This window comes from Chitinophaga sp. CF118 (genome assembly GCF_900112615.1).
Lineage (GTDB): Bacteria > Bacteroidota > Bacteroidia > Chitinophagales > Chitinophagaceae > Chitinophaga.
Genome location: NZ_FOMK01000001.1, coordinates 1,987,954 through 2,001,718, shown reverse-complemented (window position 1 = coordinate 2,001,718; position 13,765 = coordinate 1,987,954). Strand labels below are relative to the sequence as shown.

Below are 13,765 nucleotides of genomic sequence, written 5' to 3'. Positions count from 1 at the left end.
TGAATTTAGAAAATCAGCCTATTTTTGCCGGGCAAAATCAAAACCTAAACTTTAAACGTACCCAAAACAAGAACCGATCATTAGTTATTTATGAAGAACACACCTTTTACAAACAAACACATAGCGCTGGGCGCTAAAATGGCTGCTTTTGCGGGCTACAATATGCCAATTTCCTATACCGGCATTAATGACGAACACCAGGCAGTACGTAATAATGCTGGAGTTTTTGATGTAAGCCACATGGGTGAGTTTATACTAAAAGGGGAAAATGCACTGGACCTGATCCAGCGCGTTACCAGCAATGATGCTTCCAAACTGACGGCCGGTAAAGCACAGTACAGCTGTTTGCCTAATGAAAAGGGCGGTATTGTAGATGATCTGCTGGTGTATTGTATAGAGGAGAACAAGGTATATATGCTGGTAGTAAATGCCAGTAATATTGAGAAGGACTGGAACTGGATCAGCCAATTTAATACCAAAGGGGTGGAAATGCACAACATTTCTGAGAAAACATGTCTGCTGGCTATACAGGGCCCTAATGCTTCCAGTATTCTGCAGCCGTTAACAGATATAGAACTGGTAAACCTGAAGTATTATACTTTTGCAAAAGGTATTTTTGCAGGAGTACACAATGTACTGATCAGCGCAACTGGTTATACAGGTGCCGGAGGTATTGAGATTTATTTTGAAGATAAGGATGGTGCTGCAGATAAGATCTGGGATGCTATTTTTGAAACAGGCGGACCTAAAGGACTGAAGGCTATCGGTCTGGGTGCCCGTGATACTTTGCGGCTGGAAATGGGTTTCTGTTTGTACGGTAATGATATTGACGATAATACTTCCCCGCTGGAAGCTGGACTGGGATGGATCACCAAATTTACTAAGGACTTTACTTCCCGTAGTATTTTTGAACAACAGAAGGCTGCGGGCCTTAAACAGAAGCTGGTAGGTTTTGAAATGGTAGACAAGGGGATTCCCCGTCATGATTATGAAATCAAGGATGCTGCAGGGCAGGTAATTGGCCGTGTAACATCAGGAACACAGTCGCCATCTCTTCAAAAAGCGGTAGGTTTGGGTTATGTGAATACAGCCTTTTCTGCACAGGACAGTGAAATATTTATTGCTGTGAGAGATAAGTTGTTGAAAGCCAAAGTAGTAAAAGTTCCTTTTCTAAGTTAATAAGAACATACTAAAAAAGGAGGGATAATCGTTAGCTTTATTTGCTGAAAAACCATATCCGCTATGCCTACAATTCATGTAACTACTTTAATTCATGCTCCGATGGACAGGGTTTTTGACCTGAGCCGGAGTATTACCCTGCATAAGCGCAGTATGCTGCATTTGCAGGAGGAAGCTATAAAGGGCCGAACAAATGGACTGATAGAGTTGGATGAAACGGTTACCTGGCGTGCCAAACACCTGGGAAAGGTAAGGCAACTGACTACCCGTATCACGGAAATGCGTCATAAAGAGTATTTCTGCGATGAAATGGTGGAAGGAGACTTTACCTATATGAAACATGAGCACCATTTTAAGGAGATTGGGAACGGCACAGTAGCGATTGATATCATGGAGTTTGGTACTCCATACGGCCGGCTGGGCAAACTGATTGAACGGTTTTACCTTCAACGGTATATGACCCGCCTGTTGCAGATGCGAAATAATGTGATTAAGGAATATGCGGAGAGTGAAAAGTGGAGAGTGATATTAGATTAACAGCTACAGCAGATCAATTACAGATATTACTAATTTGTGATTGATTTGCTGTAATTGCAAATTCAGAGAATGACAGAACAACAGAAACCCTCATTGGAGGTGTGCTTATCGCCGGCTTTATTGCATTTGTATGATGTGAAGAATTGTATTGTGGTAATCATTGATGTGTTGCGGGCCACTTCTACAATCTGTACAGTTTTGTACAATGGGGCAACTAAGGTAATACCGGTATCGTCGGTAGCCGAGTGTGTGAATATCGGGAAGCAACTGGGAGCCATTACAGCCGGTGAGCGTGATGGCAGAATTGCTGAAGGATTATTACATGGCAACTCCCCTTTTGAATATCCGCGGGAGTTTATCCAGGACCAGACGCTGGTGCTAACCACTACAAACGGCACCAAACTGCTGCATATGGCCAAAGATGCCATCCAGATTGTTACAGGTTCCTTTCCTAATATTTCAGCTGTATGCGACTACCTGGTAGCTCAAAAGCAACCGGTGATCCTTGGCTGCGCTGCATGGAAGGATCGCGTAAATATGGAGGATACCCTCTTTGCCGGTGCTGTAGTTAGCCGGATCCGGGAACATTTTTCGGTAAACTGCGATTCAGCTATTATGGCGGAGTCTGCTTATAATGCGGCCAAAGGAGATCTTTATGGTGTGATGACACAGGCTTCTCACTTTAAACGCCTGGCCAACTACGGACTGGAAAATGACATCCGTTACTGCCTCACACCTGATGGCGCTAATGTATTACCAATCTTTAATAACGGAGAGCTGGTAATAGGCTAAATCGCTCCACAGGTAATGGCTGCACGCTAACAGCATAAGGGAACACTATTAGGATAGTGTACAGATAAACCCTTAAAGATAACGTTCTTCGCGATACCTCTGGCTTTAGCTTTTTAGGATTTTTCTGCTTACTTTTGTGAATTGCCTTTTCACCAGCTGCTAAATATTTTAGTTTTTTAACCCTGCTGGCAAAAAAGTAGGCAGATTTTAAACTATGTCGCTGCCCCAGTTGCTCAAATATGTTTATAATAACGGAACCGATGAGGTGATCCGGAGGGGGAAGCGTATATATGCAGCTGGCGGTGTAGAACTGATAGAAGCGGACCCTGTTTTGAAATCAGCTACATTCCGCGTTAAGAGCGATACACATGCCAATTACTATCGTGTTTCCATCCATAAATATCATGATACAGGCTCGATGAATGTGCGATGCCAGTGTCCTTATAACCTGGGAGATATCTGCAGGCATGAGGCCGCTGCCATGTTTCAGTTGCAGGAGATGCTGGATAAAAATCATTTTGATAGTTATGAAACCAAATATAACCAGCAGCATACGCTGGTAAAAATGAAGTTCATAGATATTAAGGCGCTGAAACTGCTCACCAACAACGAGATCTTTGAAGAGGCCGAAAAGATTGCAAAACCAGCCAGGGCATTCAAAATTACTTCTGCCAAAGATGAGAAGGTAGAGGCTTTATTAAAACTGGATGGTGCAGAGTTCCCTATTATCCTGCAACGGAATGAGGAACGTCATTTTGATACCCACTGTACCTGTGATGAAACAGAGCATGCGCTCTGCAAACATAAAACAGCCCTGTTCCTGCACCTGCTGAATAAGCAAGGCCCGTATTATTTTGATACTCTACGGAACTGGGATAAGGAAAAGAATAAGTTACTGGCATTATATGGATACTCCCTGGAAGATAATCTGGAAGGGAAATTCACATTTTCCTACCTGGAAGGGAAGCCTTTCCTGCGGGTACTGGATTCAAGTATAAAAAGAGTGGATGGTTTGGGTGCGGGTAACCGGCCGCCGGTAGCACCTCCCCCGCCTGATGTGGCCGTAGTGATCACACAGCGGGTGGGCATTGTGTTTAATGGTAATGAATCTTTATATCCATTTTTCAGAATAGACCTGGTGAGCGGGGAGGTGAATGATGATCAAACAGGGTTTGTATCTCTTGTAAACAAACTGGATCTTACCAAGTACGTAGATTTTTATCAGTATAAAGAAATAGACCGTGACCTGATTACCCCTATTCGTAAGGTGCAGGGAATGGAAGTGAGCAAATTCCTCAGTAAAAATTCTCCTTTTGCGGGCATATGGGAGAATATTACACATGATGAGCATGAATCAACACTCCCTACTGAGACAAAGGAACTGATGCTGGAATACCTGCATCCCAAGCTGGCAAAACTGTTTCCGCAGATTGCTGCACATGGGTTGTTGTTTTTCCTGCCTAACCGGCAGCCCTTTAAAACAAAGAGTCTGCTGCCTGTTCAGTTAGCCGGAGAAAGGTTGCAGCCCATCTTTAAAACACATTCCTCTCCGGATTTTGTAGAGATCACCTGCCATGTTTCCATCGAAGGTGAAATGGTGAATGTGGCTGATAATGAGTGGGAAAGTCCTCTGCTGTTCCTGAAAGGACAAGTATTATACCTGTTCGAAAATCCACAGGATGCCCTGCATGTGGAACTGTTCCGTGAAAACGGACGTGTCCGTATTCCGGCCGGCGAATGGGGCACTTATCTGCAGGATTACCTGTTACCATTAAGTAAACAATATAATATCCAGTTTGATAATTCGCTGTTGGCAGAAGTGGATGATGTGATACCTGAGTACAGGGTTTTCCTGCGCGAAGTAGGAGAAACATTTATTATCCAACCTGGCTTTGCTTATCACGGACAGGAAGTAGACTGGAACAGTGATGCCCGGATAACTGTGCAGGAAGGTAATAAAGTGCTGATCATCCACCGGAATAAATCTGCGGAGCGGGAATTTGTAGAGAAACTCAGCACCTTACATACTAATTTTTCACAGCCCAATACGCATAATTACTTTTTCCTGCGGGCAAAAGAAGCACTGAAGAATAACTGGTTCTTCCTGTTCTTTGATGCATTGAAGGAAATGGATGTGCGCGTATTCGGGTTTGATCAGTTGAAGAATTTCAAATTCAGTGGACATAAGCCGGTTACCAATCTGCAGATCAGTTCAGGAATTGACTGGTTTGATGCGAAGATAGAAGTCGTGTACGGGGATCAGAAGGTAAGCATCCGGGATATCAAAGCCGCCCTGGCCAGCAAACAGAATTATGTACAGCTGGCAGATGGTTCATTGGGTTTACTGCCCGAAGAATGGCTGAAAAAATACTCTCTCTTATTTAAGATCGGAGATGAAAAGGAGAAAGGTGCGCTGAAACTGAGTAAGTATAATTTCAGCGTGATCGATGAATTGTTCGAGTTCATTGATGATGAAACTATCCTGATGGAACTGGAGCAAAAGCGCCGGAAACTATTGCAGTTTGATGAAATCCGCAATATTGACCTGCCGCATAATATGCATGCCACCCTGCGTCCATACCAGGAAAGTGGTTTCCAGTGGCTCAACTACCTGGATGAGGTGAAATGGGGTGGAATCCTGGCAGATGATATGGGTTTGGGTAAAACGATCCAGGCACTTACATTTATCCAGCATTATAAGAACAAGCATGACGATAAATGTCTTGCGCTGGTTGTTTGCCCTACTACACTGATCTATAACTGGGAGAATGAAATCAAGAAGTTCACTCCATCAATGAGGTATCATATTCATCATGGTCCTGCGCGAATGAAAACCGCAGAAGACCTGCAGCAATTTGATATCCTGATCACCACCTATGGTACTTTGCGGAGTGATATCACCACTTTGATGAAGATGCCGCTGGATTATGTAGTGCTTGATGAATCGCAGGCTATCAAGAATCCGCAGAGCAAGGTGACAAAAGCAGCGCAACTACTGAACACCCGCAATAAGCTGGCGTTGAGTGGTACCCCCATGCAGAATAATACATTTGATATATATGCACAGATGAACTTCCTGAATCCCGGAATGCTGGGCAGTGTAGACTTCTTCCGAAATGAGTTTGCCACTCCTATCGACAAGTTCCAGGATGAAGAACGTAAGGATCATCTGCGTAAACTGATCTATCCTTTTATACTAAGGCGTACCAAAGAGCAGGTAGCGAAAGATCTGCCAGAGAAGATAGAAACGGTTATTTTCTGTGAAATGGACGCTGAACAGCGCCATATTTATGATGCTTACCGTAATTCGTACCGCTCCAAGATCCTGGGTGTAATTGAGGATCAGGGAATGGAACGTTCTCAGTTAACAATCCTGCAAGGGTTGATGAAGTTGCGGCAGATCTGTGATTCACCGGCTATCCTGAATGATACAGAGAAGTATCCGAACCATTCTGTGAAGCTGCATGAGCTTACCCGTGAAATGTCTGAAAATATCAGCAATCATAAAGTGCTGGTCTTTTCGCAGTTCCTGGGTATGCTGGGGCTTATCCGTGAGAAACTGCAGCATCTGAAGATAGAATTTGAATATTTTGATGGTAGTACTTCTGCTACTGATAGGGAAAAAGCTATTCAGAACTTCCAGAATAATGATGAGTGCAGGGTATTCCTGATTTCTCTGAAAGCCGGTGGTGTGGGCTTGAACCTTACAGCTGCAGATTATGTATATATCGTAGATCCGTGGTGGAATCCTGCCGTAGAACAACAGGCCATTGACCGTACACACCGTATTGGGCAAACGAAGAACATCTTCGCTTACCGCATGATTTGTAAAGACACGGTGGAAGAAAAGATCCTGGAACTGCAGGAACGGAAGAAATCACTTGTAAAGGAAATTATTGCTGATGACAGTGGTTTTGTGAAGAAGCTGACCAAGGAAGATGTATTATACCTGTTTAGTTAGGATCAGGGTTGGATTCTGACAGCTTTCTGGTAAAATACCTGTGCCGTTAAAGTGCTATCTATGGCTTATAGCAAAATCGTTCTTTAATTGTATTAATATGGTTAAACGGAGATAATAAACTAGTATCTACAGATAGATGGAGGGGGAAATAAGATTTTTGCAATATTTTAACCCTTTATTTTATTCCTATTCCATTAAATTTGCCTAATATTCTTTTTCAAGACTTTATACTTAAACATGAAGAAAATATTCTTTACGCTGGGAATGCTGCTTGCTTCTTATAGTATTTTTGCACAGGACGCAAAAAATGTGGTTGCAAACAAAGCTATGGGAGCTACTCAACATTCCAAGGACTTTTTGGTGATTCAGCTGGGTTATGTTGGTTTGAACGGTACAGGAGCCAGTGATATCAACTCTGGTTTTAACCGCGAATTTAACCTCGCGTTTATGTACGATATACCATTGAAGAACACTAATTTCAGTCTTGCGGCAGGATTAGGTGTAAGTTCAAGTAATATCTATCTGAAGGATCAGATGATTGATCTGACAAAGGTTTCATCATCGCCGGATTTTGAGTCAACTACTTCTTACAAGAAATTCAAATTAGCGATGAACTACCTTGAAATCCCTTTGGAAATTCGTTACCGCCAGGTACCGGAAAATGCAAATAAGGGTTTTAAAGTAGGATTGGGTATTAAGATAGGTAACCTGGTGAATGTACATACACGTTCAGTTGCTACGGTTAATGGTTCCAAACATATTGAGAAGGAAGCTAACAAAAGCCTGTTTAATACCTGGCGTTTTGCTGGTACAGCAAGGGTAGGTTATGGTAATTTTTCCCTTTATGGTACATATGCACTTACCACCATGTTTAAAGAGAGTGGTACTTACGATATCAAGCCATATACTATTGGTATTTCTTTCAGTGGTCTGTAATATAACTTACTTATATAAAAAGAGCGGCCCAGGATATTTCCCGGGCCGCTCTTTTTATATAAGTAAGCCATTGAAAAATTTAAAGGCATTGGGCCGTTTTATATTGGAACCTACTAAAAGCTTTAAGACCAACTTCTAAAAGGCTGCTCTGAAAATTATTGTCCTTTAAAAACAGGTGTTCGTTTCTCAATGAATGCATTTATTCCTTCAACATTATCTGCTGTTTTCCCTGCTATTTCCTGGCAATAGGCCTCATAATCCAATACCGTATCCAGGTTCTCTGTCATGCCTTTGGTCAGCATTTTTTTGAGCAGCGCAATCGCTTTAGTAGGGGCATTTGCATAAAATGTAGCTTCTGCCTGTACAGTACTGTCAAGTTCTTCAGGCTTTACTACTTTGTTTATCAGTCCAAGTTGTTGTGCCTCTGTTGCAGATAATTTTGTGGCTTTGGTGGCCAGTTCAAATGCCCTGTGGTAGCCAACGGTACGCGGCAGGAAATAAGAAGATCCTGAATCTAGCACGAGAGCTATATTGATGAAGATCTCAATCATAGATGCTGTTTCGCTTGCAATGATGATATCGCAGGCCAGTGCCAATGAACAGCCGGCGCCGGCTGCTACCCCATTGAGTTTACAGATAACCGGTTTGGGCATATTGCGGATAGCCCTGATAATAGGATTATATCTTTTGTGCAGCGATTCGCTCAGATTTCGCTGACCAGCATCCATAGAGGCTTTAAGATCTTGCCCGCTGCAGAATGCTTTTCCTGCACCGGTGAGTACTACGACTCTCACAGCAGGATCTTTTTCTGCCTGTTTCAGGGCATCCTGGAGCTCATAACTTTGCGGATCATTAAATGCGTTGTAGACATCGGGGCGATTGAGCGTAATAGTGGCGACGCCGTTGTTGATCTGGTGTAAGATGGTGGAATACATGGAATTGATTGGGGGTAAATGGTCAGACTAAGCATGTTTCTGAAATATGCTTAGTCTGACTGGTGAATTATTTATAATGTTTCATTTAGCCATTTAAAGAACTCGCGTTGCCATACCAGCGCATTCTGCGCCTTAAGAACCCAATGGTTTTCTTCGGGGAAATAGAGCAGTTTACTTTTGAGGCCCTTTAACTGTGCCAGTTGAAAGGCTTGTAATCCTTGTTCTATACCCACCCGGAAATCGATCCCGCCCTGGATAACCATAATAGGAGTATTCCATTTGCTGGCATATTCGCTGGGGTTAAATTCTTTGTACATCTTCGCGTTAGCTGGATCCCAGTAAGCGCCTATATCCCAGTTGGCAAACCATAGTTCTTCAGTTGTGCCATACCAACTTTTCAAGTCGAAAAGACCATCATGTGCGATAAAGGTTTTGAAGCGGTTGTTATGCACACCAGCCAGCATATATACGGAATACCCGCCATAGCTGGCACCTACAGCACCCAGCCGGCTTTTATCAACATAAGGTTCCTGGCTAACAGCATCAATCGCACTCAGGTAATCACGGATAGGTTGTCCTCCCCAATCCTTACTGATGGAAGCATTCCATTCCACACCATGTCCGGGCATACCGCGACGGTTTGGAGCTACCACGATATATCCCTGGGAAGCTATCAACTGGAAGTTCCAGCGATAGGAATAAAATTGTGATAGTGCTGCCTGAGGGCCTCCCTGGCAATACAGCAGTGTAGGATATTTTTTAGCAGGATCGAAGTCTGGCGGAAAGATCACCCAGCTAAGCATGTCTTTACCGTCGGTAGTTTTGATCCAGCGTTTTTCCACTTTACACATGCCTGTTTTATCATAGGTCGCTTTGTTGACAGTCGTCAGCGGCTGCATGGTACCTTTAGGCAATGTAACGGTATATAGTTCTGATGCATGATTGATATCCATACGGGATACAACCAGTGTATTTCCTGTTTGTCCAAGGATAGCACTGATATCAAAATCGCCTTCTGTCACCTGGCGTATGTGCTTCGCTGTTGTAGCAGCTATATCTTTCTGCAATGTTATTTCAAGGATTTGTTCCGTTCCTTTTACAACTGCCAGGAAGAAAATAGATTTCCCATCTTTGCTCCAATTGAGAGAAGAAACAGTACCATCCCAGTCTTTCGTAAGATTGGTACGTGTGCCGGTAGCACGGTTCAGGATAATGATATCGTTTTTATCTGCCTCAAAACCATCTCTTGCCATGCTTTGCCATGCCAGGTACTTACCATCTGGACTAAAAGCCGGACCCAGATCATAACCTGCCCCTTCAGAAAGTTTATTGGTAGTGTGTGTGTCGAGATTGTATTCGTAAATGTCGGTGTTGGTGCTTATAGCATATTCCTTACCGAATTTCTTTTTAGAAACGTAGATAATGCTTTTACTGTCAGGGCTCCAGATCATATCTTCTGTGCCGCCAAAAGGCATTTGAGGGGCATCAAAAGCTTCCCCTTCCATGATATCTACAGGAGTGCCAACTTGTCCGTTGTTGTAGGTTGCATAAAACACGTGCTGGAAATTACCATCTTCCCAGGCATCCCAGTGGCGGTAGTTGAGGTTATCGTAGATCTGTACATTTGATTTTGGAAGATCCGGATAATGGTCGGCACCACTCACCTTTTTGATCTTCACGTCTTTTGAGAAGAGAATATATTTACTATCCGGCGACAGGCGGATATTTTGTAATCCTCCTTCTACATTTGTCAATTGTACAGCGCCGGTACCATCTGCATTCATTTCCCACCATTGTCCTTTTAAGGAGTAGCCGATCTTCTGACCGGGAAGTGCGGCCACATCGCCTTCGCCGCCAGGTTCTTTTGTGATCTGCTGCGCAGTACCGCCGGTTAACGGAATGGCATAAAGGTTCTTTTCACTTTTGTTTTCAGCAATGTTGTATTGCGAAACGCCATACACGACTGTTTTCCCATCTGTTGTAATTGTTTCCCCGCTTACCCTGCCTAGTTGCCAGAGTTGCTCAGGCGTCATTTTCTGCTGAGCCGTAGCCATAGTTGTTATAAATAGTGATGTTAACAATATAGATTTAAGCATATTAGATTTTGTTTGGAGGAATAAATGTAGGGAAAATAGTGTCAGCATCTAATTTGCTACCTTTGTAAAAAATTATCAGAAACTTTGATTGAGAAAAAACAGGCTGTACAACAGGAAGAGAGAGCGGTGATAGTGGGCTTGATAACCAAGGAACAAACAGAGCGACAGGTACAGGAGTACCTGGACGAGCTGGTATTCCTGGCGGAAACAGCAGGAGCTCCTATTATAAAACGCTTTACACAGAAGATGGCACGGCCCGACAGAGCTACTTTTGTGGGTAAGGGTAAACTGGAAGAAATAAGAGATTTCACTATCGGGCGGAATATCACACTGGTGATATTTGATGATGAGTTGTCTGGCTCCCAGATTGCTAATATAGAAAAGGTGCTGAATATAAAGGTGATAGACCGTAGTGACCTGATCCTGGATATTTTTGCCCGTCGCGCCAGAACTGCGCAGGCAAAGGTGCAGGTGGAGCTGGCACAGTACCAGTACATTCTACCGCGATTAAAGGGGATGTGGAGTCACCTGGAAAGACAGGGAGGGGGTATTGGAAGTCGTGGACCGGGTGAAACGGAAATAGAAACAGACCGTCGTATCATCAAGGATAAGATTGGATTGTTACGCAAACGTTTGGCAGAAATCGATAAGCAGTCACTTACCCAGCGGAAGGATCGTGGAGAATATATTCGTGTGGCCCTGGTAGGATATACCAATGTGGGAAAGAGCACCATTATGAATATGCTGAGTAAGAGTGAGGTGTTTGCAGAGAATAAGCTGTTTGCAACCCTGGATACCACCACCCGTAAAGTAGTGTTTGACCAGACGCCTTTCCTGCTGAGTGATACCGTAGGATTTATCCGCAAATTACCCCATCATCTTGTAGAGAGTTTTAAATCTACGCTGGATGAAGTACGCGAAAGTGATATCCTGCTGCATGTGGTAGATATTTCCCATCCGCAGTATGAAGATCAGGTAGAAGTTGTAAACCGCACCCTGAACGAGCTGAAAGCATTTGACAAGCCCACCATCATGATCTTTAATAAGATGGATCTGTATGAACAGAATACGTTCGACAAATGGCTGGCCGATGATATAAAGCAGGACATTCTTACTCAGATGAAAACTAACTGGGAAGGTCGTTCACAGGGAAACTGTGTGTTTATTTCTGCTCTGGAAAAGAAGAATATCGACGAATTACGTAAAACCATTATGGATAAGGTAATGAACTTATACCGGGAGCGTTACCCTTACAAGTCAGAATATTTTTATTAATGGTAAAGCAATACAATTGGCACCGGGTGGAAGATCTGCCCATGGAAAACCAGGAAATCATTATACTGGATGTGCATGGGAAAAAGGTTTGTTGTACCCGCTATGAGGGCAGTTTATATGCATTCGCGTATAAGTGCCCGCATGCCAGTGGTATCATGGCAGATGGATTTATAGACGATTCAGGGAATGTGGTATGCCCTCTGCACCGGTACCGGTTTAGTGTAAAGAATGGCTATAATTCAAGTGGGGAAGGGTTTTTCCTGAAAACTTACCCCGTAGAACATCGGGAAGATGGTGTATATATCGGTTTGGAGAAAAGCGGACTGTTCGGGTGGTAGTGCCGTGTTAATTTTCTATTAAGAGCACATGTATTTTTGTGCAAGTGGCCGCTGTGCAGTAATTTTTGCACATGTCATCTTCCTCCTTCTCAGAAAAACGGGTTAGCCAGGTCATTATCGGGTTGCTCGTATTCATGCATATAACTGGGTTACCTGTTACCATTATGGAGCCTGACGGCGCTTTATATGCCGGCATTGCGAAATATATGGTACAGCATCATGACTATTGGAATCTGTTTGCAGATGGGCATGACTGGCTGGATAAGCCTCATTTTCCCTTCTGGATGATGGCCATCTCCTTTAACCTGCTGGGCTTTACTACTGTAGCCTATAAACTCCCTGCCCTCCTCTTTTTAATGGTGGGTGTGATCTATACCTACCGGTTTGCCTACGCTTTATATGGCGAGCAGGTAGCCCGCTGGGCAGTATGTATACTACTCACCGCAGAGCATCTGGTAATATCCAGCAATGATGTACGTGCAGAGCCTTATCTCACCGGGCTTATCATCGCCAGTGTTTACCATTTATATCGCAGGCAAGGAATTCATTTAGTATTGGGAGCTTTATTTGCGGCATGTGCTGTTATGACAAAAGGCCCGTTCGCGTTGGTGCCTATTGGCTGTGCCATTGCCGGGCAATATGTTTTTACCCGTCAATGGCGGGAATTATTTCATTTGAGATGGCTTTTGGTAACCGTACTGATCGGGATCTTCATATTACCGGAGTTATATGCTTTGTACCTGCAGTTCGATTTGCATCCTGAAAAGATAGTCTTCGGACATACAGGAGTATCTGGTATCCGGTTCTTTTTTTGGGATAGCCAGTTTGGCCGGTTTATGAATACGGGCCCTATCAAAGGACAAGGGGATCCTTTCTTTTTCTTTCATACTGTGTTGTGGGCGTTTTTACCGTGGTCGATATTCTTATATGCGGCTGTGATCGCTTTTATGCGGAAAGATCGCCGGGAGTTTTACACTATCAGCGGATCGCTGGCAACTTTTGTATTGTTCTCTCTTTCCAGCTTCCAGTTACCACATTATCTGAATATCATCTTCCCATTTTTTGCTATTCTCACCGCCCAATATATTTTATCGCTTAAAAAGCTGAAATTCTTCAGGATCACCCAATATGTGATCATCAGTATAATGGGAGTCGCTATTATTGGATTGTGGGCATTATATCAGCCCGCAATTAATTATCTGGCGGTGGGGTTAATTGTGATAGTTGTGATACTGTTTATATGGCTTCCTTTAAAGGGACAATCGCAGGTATTTTTCCGTACCTGTCTTGCCAGCTTGGCGTTAAATATCTTTTTAAATGGAATGTTTTATCCGGATGTGTTGCAGTATCAAAGTGGAAGTTCTGCTGCTTTTTATGCAAACCGGGAACTGAAAGGACAGCCCATAGGATTTTATAAATGGAATTCTTATGCGACGACGTTTTACCTGGATGCACCATTGGAACGATATGATAACATCGGAACTGATCAGTCGGTTTTACTTTTTACCACACCTGAGTATAGAGATTCTTTGGTGTTGCAGGGACATCCTTGCAGGGTAATACAATCATTTTCACATTTTCCGGTAACAAAATTAGATCTTCCTTTTGTAAATCATGTTACAAGGAAATCCGCTGTGGAAGAGCGTTTGATAATATTTGTGGATAAGGTGCCACCAACTATTTTAAAGTAGATTGAAAATTTTTTGCGAATAGATT

The 13,765-nt window shown here is 43.3% G+C and carries 10 protein-coding genes; 8 read left to right on the top strand and 2 right to left on the bottom strand.

Annotated elements, in window-relative coordinates:
* Positions 1-90: 90 nt before the first annotated feature.
* From gcvT to BM176_RS07850, 5 genes are all read left to right on the top strand, one after another.
* Positions 91-1,179: a glycine cleavage system aminomethyltransferase GcvT gene (gcvT, locus tag BM176_RS07870; RefSeq protein ID WP_090101306.1), complete on the top strand. Its 1,089-nt coding sequence runs from the start codon at positions 91-93 to the stop codon at positions 1,177-1,179.
* 63 nt (positions 1,180-1,242) lie between these two features.
* Positions 1,243-1,716 (top strand): SRPBCC family protein, encoded by a 474-nt coding sequence (locus tag BM176_RS07865; protein ID WP_090101304.1) that lies wholly within the window; start codon positions 1,243-1,245, stop codon positions 1,714-1,716.
* Between the two features lie 69 nt (positions 1,717-1,785).
* A complete protein-coding gene (locus BM176_RS07860; RefSeq protein WP_090101302.1) occupies positions 1,786-2,508 on the top strand; it encodes a 2-phosphosulfolactate phosphatase in 723 nt (240 codons plus the stop codon).
* A 214-nt stretch (positions 2,509-2,722) separates the two neighbouring features.
* On the top strand, positions 2,723-6,469 hold the full coding sequence (locus BM176_RS07855) for a DEAD/DEAH box helicase (RefSeq protein ID WP_090101300.1): 3,747 nt from the start codon (positions 2,723-2,725) through the stop codon (positions 6,467-6,469).
* Between the two features lie 237 nt (positions 6,470-6,706).
* Entirely contained in the window at positions 6,707-7,405 is a 699-nt protein-coding gene (locus tag BM176_RS07850) for an outer membrane beta-barrel protein (protein ID WP_090101298.1), read from the top strand.
* Positions 7,406-7,560: 155 nt separating this feature from the next.
* Here the strand turns inward: BM176_RS07850 and BM176_RS07845 are convergent, their stop codons facing one another.
* Positions 7,561-8,340 (bottom strand): enoyl-CoA hydratase-related protein, encoded by a 780-nt coding sequence (locus BM176_RS07845; RefSeq protein ID WP_090101296.1) that lies wholly within the window; start codon positions 8,338-8,340, stop codon positions 7,561-7,563.
* Between the two features lie 71 nt (positions 8,341-8,411).
* Entirely contained in the window at positions 8,412-10,436 is a 2,025-nt protein-coding gene (locus BM176_RS07840; protein WP_090101294.1) for a S9 family peptidase, read from the bottom strand.
* Between the two features lie 84 nt (positions 10,437-10,520).
* Between BM176_RS07840 and hflX the strand changes: the two genes are divergently transcribed.
* The 3 genes from hflX (at position 10,521) to BM176_RS07825 (ending at position 13,740) form a co-directional block, all read left to right on the top strand.
* On the top strand, positions 10,521-11,711 hold the full coding sequence (gene hflX / locus BM176_RS07835) for a GTPase HflX (protein ID WP_090101291.1): 1,191 nt from the start codon (positions 10,521-10,523) through the stop codon (positions 11,709-11,711).
* Positions 11,711-12,049: a Rieske (2Fe-2S) protein gene (locus BM176_RS07830; protein ID WP_090101289.1), complete on the top strand. Its 339-nt coding sequence runs from the start codon at positions 11,711-11,713 to the stop codon at positions 12,047-12,049. The genes hflX and BM176_RS07830 overlap by 1 nt, the downstream gene beginning before the upstream one ends.
* Before the next feature lie 71 nt (positions 12,050-12,120).
* Complete coding sequence (locus BM176_RS07825; RefSeq protein WP_255373466.1) at positions 12,121-13,740, top strand: ArnT family glycosyltransferase; 1,620 nt, start codon at positions 12,121-12,123, stop codon at positions 13,738-13,740.
* Positions 13,741-13,765 lie beyond the last annotated feature (25 nt).

Coding starts and splice junctions, on each gene's coding strand:
- BM176_RS07855 (WP_090101300.1), top strand. CDS start 2,723: ATGTCGCTGCCCCAGTTGCTCAAATATGTTTATAATAACGGAACCGAT.
- gcvT (WP_090101306.1), top strand. CDS start 91: ATGAAGAACACACCTTTTACAAACAAACACATAGCGCTGGGCGCTAAA.
- BM176_RS07840 (WP_090101294.1), bottom strand. CDS start 10,436: ATGCTTAAATCTATATTGTTAACATCACTATTTATAACAACTATGGCT.
- BM176_RS07850 (WP_090101298.1), top strand. CDS start 6,707: ATGAAGAAAATATTCTTTACGCTGGGAATGCTGCTTGCTTCTTATAGT.
- BM176_RS07830 (WP_090101289.1), top strand. CDS start 11,711: ATGGTAAAGCAATACAATTGGCACCGGGTGGAAGATCTGCCCATGGAA.
- BM176_RS07825 (WP_255373466.1), top strand. CDS start 12,121: ATGTCATCTTCCTCCTTCTCAGAAAAACGGGTTAGCCAGGTCATTATC.
- BM176_RS07865 (WP_090101304.1), top strand. CDS start 1,243: ATGCCTACAATTCATGTAACTACTTTAATTCATGCTCCGATGGACAGG.
- BM176_RS07860 (WP_090101302.1), top strand. CDS start 1,786: ATGACAGAACAACAGAAACCCTCATTGGAGGTGTGCTTATCGCCGGCT.
- BM176_RS07845 (WP_090101296.1), bottom strand. CDS start 8,340: ATGTATTCCACCATCTTACACCAGATCAACAACGGCGTCGCCACTATT.